The sequence below is a fragment of the Sporomusa sp. genome (assembly GCF_057736855.1).
In genome coordinates, this window is sequence record NZ_JBYKYF010000314.1 from 1 (window position 1) to 3,460 (window position 3,460).

The following is a 3,460-nucleotide window of genomic DNA, read 5'->3' on the forward strand; positions in this document are numbered from 1 at the left end:
TCCAGACAGAATTGTTGAAACTGTCAAATTGTTGCAGCCTACTTTTGCTGGAATTAACCTGGAAGATTTTGCTTCACCCAAATGCTATGACATTGAAGATCGATTAAAGGAAGAACTGGATATTCCTGTTTTCCATGATGATCAGCACGGAACTGCTATTGCATGCGTAGCGGCACTGATTGGCGCCCTCCGCTTTGTCAAAAAAGATTTGTCGAAGGCGAAAATCGTGGTTAATGGTGCTGGGGCCGCTGGTACCGCTATTGGTCGTCTCTTAGTTGCGGCTGGGGCCAAAAATGTCATTATGGTGGATGTCCACGGGGCGTTGTATAAAGGCATGCCTGGACTGAACCGGATTCAGACCGAATTAGCCAAAGTTACTAATCTGACCAAGCTTGAAGGCCATCTTGCCTCTGTAGCTAAACATGCCGATGCATTGATCGGGGTTTCAGCCCCTGGTGCTTTTTCTCAAGAAATTATTAAAAGCATGAATCCTGACCCCATTGTTATTGCTATGGCTAACCCTGTACCGGAAATTAGTTATGAGGAAGCAAAAGCTGCCGGTGCACGTGTTGCCGGCACAGGTCGTTCCGATGCGCCTAACCAGGTAAATAATGTAACTGTCTTCCCAGGTGTATTCCGGGGAGCACTTGACGTAAGAGCCAGACAGATCAATGAAGCCATGAAGCTTGCTGCTGCTTACGCTATCGCTGATCTGATACCTGACAATGAGCTGAAGGAAGACTACATTGTGCCAGATGCCTTTGATCCGCGCGTGGCGCCGGCTGTTGCTGCTGCTGTAGCTAAGGCGGCCATCGAGACAGGGGTAGCCCGGATTCATGTAGATCCTGAAGAAATTAGGAAAAGAACTGCAGAACGAGTTGCTCGTAACCGTTAAAAGGAGGATATAATGCGTACAATTGAAGCTTCCCAAATCACAGCCGCTGTGGCGAAACTGGCTGTTGATGCAAACTATTATCTAACCGATGATATCCGTGCCGCTTTGGAGGCTAGCCAGGAGAAAGAAGAATCCCCTCTGGGCAAAGCCATTCTTGCGCAATTGGTAGAAAACGCCTGTATTGCCCGTGATGAGCAAATGCCTATCTGTCAGGACACTGGCATGACGGTTGTTTTCTTGGAAATTGGCCAGGATGTTCATATTACTGGCGGCAATTTAGAAGATGCCGTAAACGCCGGGGTTGCTAAAGGTTATACGGAAGGATACTTAAGAAAATCAGTGGTTGCAGAACCGTTATTTAACCGCAAAAATACTGGTAATAATACGCCGGCAGTCATACATACCAGCATTGTTCCTGGTGACAAATTAAAAATTACCCTGGCTCCCAAAGGGTTTGGCAGTGAAAACATGAGCGCCTTAAAAATGTTCAAGCCTGCTGATGGCTTGCCAGCAATCAGAAAATTCCTTGTTGATACGATCTTTAATGCCGGTTCCAATCCTTGTCCGCCAATTGTTGTTGGTATTGGTATCGGTGGCACGATGGAAAAAGCCGCCCTATTGGCGAAAAAGGCATTGTTACGTCCGATCACTAAACGTAATTCCAACGAAGAGTATGCTAAGCTTGAGCAAGAATTCTTAGAGCTTGTCAATAAGACAGGCGTCGGTCCGCAAGGTCTTGGTGGCCGGGTGACAGCGCTGGCTGTTAATATTGAATATTATTCAACACATATTGCTGGATTGCCTGTGGCTATTAATATCAACTGTCATGCCACTCGCCATGCCGAAGTTGAATTGTAGGAGGAAAGCCAGATGAAAGAAGCTATTAAAATTGTCACCCCGTTAACCAAAGAAAAAGCCAGTCAACTAAAAGCCGGTGATTTAGTTTTGATTACTGGTACTATCTATACCGCCCGGGATGCTGCTCATAAGCGCATGACCGAAGCTTTAGCTGCCGGTGAAAAACTGCCGGTTGATTTTACTGACCAAATCATCTACTATGTAGGCCCAGCTCCTGCTAAACCAGGCCAAGCTATCGGTTCAGCCGGCCCGACCACCAGTGGCCGTATGGATGCCTACACTCCGCGTATGCTTGAAGAAGGGTTGCGTGGTATGATTGGCAAAGGCTATCGTTCGCCTGAAGTGGTAGAAGCCATGAAAAAACATGGTGCCGTATACTTTACAGCCACCGGCGGCGCAGCAGCGCTTATTGCCAAAACCATTAAAAAATACGAAGTCATCGCTTACGAAGATCTGGGAACTGAGGCCTTGTCACGTTTGACCGTAGAAGATTTTCCCGCCATTGTAGCTATTGATAGCCAGGGCAATAACTTCTACGATGAAGGACAAGCTAAATACCGCGAACTATAAAAAGATAAATCAAAGGCTGCTGCTTAACGAACAACCGTTGAGCAGCAGCTAAAAAATTAAAAAGTATTTGCTTGACAAACAAACTAAATACCAGTATAATATGTTTTGTGACTACGGGGCGTGGCTCAGTTTGGTAGAGTACCTGGCTTGGGACCAGGGGGTCGCAGGTTCGAATCCTGCCGCTCCGACCACATATATAATACCCCATTTGATGCGGGTGTAGCTCAATGGTAGAGCACTAGCCTTCCAAGCTAGCTACGAGGGTTCGATTCCCTTCACCCGCTCCATTTAATTTTCATATAATATGCGCCTGTAGCTCAGGGGATAGAGCAACCGCCTTCTAAGCGGTTGGTCGCACGTTCGAATCGTGCCAGGCGCGCCACATTTCAGCCATAAAAATATCAAAAGTTGCTTAAAAGTTGCTTATCATTAAAACCTACCTTATCTCAGGTGGGTTCTTTTGTTATTTCTTCCATTACCTCTGCTACCTCATCGTGAATCGTTGGGATAAAATGTGAATACGTGTTGAGCGTTATGGATACATTGGTATGCCCTAATGCTTCTGCGACTTTTTTCACGTGAACACCCTTGAGTAAGACATTTGTGTCGCAACCTATGTCTATATATAATGAAATCTAAAGATTGCTGTGGAAAATTTTCAGCAGATGAAACCTATTATTTTCAATTTAAGGTAGGAAGGATTTTATTTGTCAGAAAATATAAACTTTTGCCCGAGTATTCCATTATTTGTAAAATTTGTTATAATATATATTGTCGTTTAAATGAAAGGATTGAGTAAGATGATGGTAATTTTAGCAAGAATTGAGAGCCTGCGTCAAAAAATGCATGAACTTGCGAATGTTTATGGATTAGCTAGCACTCAAGTTTTGATTGCTAGTCAGCAGTTAGATGCAGAGTTAAATGTATACTATAGACTGCAAAGAAGCTTAGACAGGTTGTAATGTGAATTTTAAGATGAACAATTTATTTGTTCGTTGTTAGTATCACGTCTGGGCTGAGACCACAGAAATTTTTATCGTGAAAACCCTCCTGGAAAAAGGCGCAAAAAAAACCACATCTAAATAGACACTCGCAAAACGAGCGTCAAAATATATGCGTATTTAGCTGGTAACCTCA

At 44.3% G+C, this 3,460-nt stretch carries 4 protein-coding genes and 3 tRNA genes; all 7 read left to right on the forward strand.

Annotation, left to right across the window (positions count from 1 at the left end):
- A partial coding sequence (locus AC29Z1_RS15325; protein ID WP_488272326.1) for an NAD(P)-dependent malic enzyme occupies positions 1 to 895 on the forward strand: 895 nt, incomplete at its 5' end.
- A gap of 12 nt (positions 896 to 907) precedes the next feature.
- Positions 908 to 1,753 carry a fumarate hydratase gene (locus AC29Z1_RS15330; RefSeq protein WP_488272327.1) on the forward strand — a complete coding sequence of 282 codons (846 nt, stop codon included), beginning with the start codon at positions 908 to 910 and terminating at the stop codon, positions 1,751 to 1,753.
- A gap of 12 nt (positions 1,754 to 1,765) precedes the next feature.
- Complete coding sequence (locus AC29Z1_RS15335) at positions 1,766 to 2,323, forward strand: Fe-S-containing hydro-lyase (RefSeq protein ID WP_488272328.1); 558 nt, start codon at positions 1,766 to 1,768, stop codon at positions 2,321 to 2,323.
- Between the two features lie 114 nt (positions 2,324 to 2,437).
- Positions 2,438 to 2,514, forward strand: a tRNA-Pro gene (locus tag AC29Z1_RS15340).
- A 22-nt stretch (positions 2,515 to 2,536) separates the two neighbouring features.
- Positions 2,537 to 2,610: transfer RNA gene (locus AC29Z1_RS15345), tRNA-Gly, on the forward strand.
- A 19-nt stretch (positions 2,611 to 2,629) separates the two neighbouring features.
- Positions 2,630 to 2,705: transfer RNA gene (locus AC29Z1_RS15350), tRNA-Arg, on the forward strand.
- A gap of 418 nt (positions 2,706 to 3,123) precedes the next feature.
- On the forward strand, positions 3,124 to 3,285 hold the full coding sequence (locus AC29Z1_RS15355) for a Spo0E family sporulation regulatory protein-aspartic acid phosphatase (protein ID WP_488272329.1): 162 nt from the start codon (positions 3,124 to 3,126) through the stop codon (positions 3,283 to 3,285).
- Positions 3,286 to 3,460 lie beyond the last annotated feature (175 nt).

Excerpts from the sequence above, each read along its gene's own strand:
- AC29Z1_RS15335 (WP_488272328.1), top strand. The coding sequence starts at position 1,766 with ATGAAAGAAGCTATTAAAATTGTCACCCCGTTAACCAAAGAAAAAGCC.
- AC29Z1_RS15355 (WP_488272329.1), top strand. The coding sequence starts at position 3,124 with ATGATGGTAATTTTAGCAAGAATTGAGAGCCTGCGTCAAAAAATGCAT.
- AC29Z1_RS15330 (WP_488272327.1), top strand. The coding sequence starts at position 908 with ATGCGTACAATTGAAGCTTCCCAAATCACAGCCGCTGTGGCGAAACTG.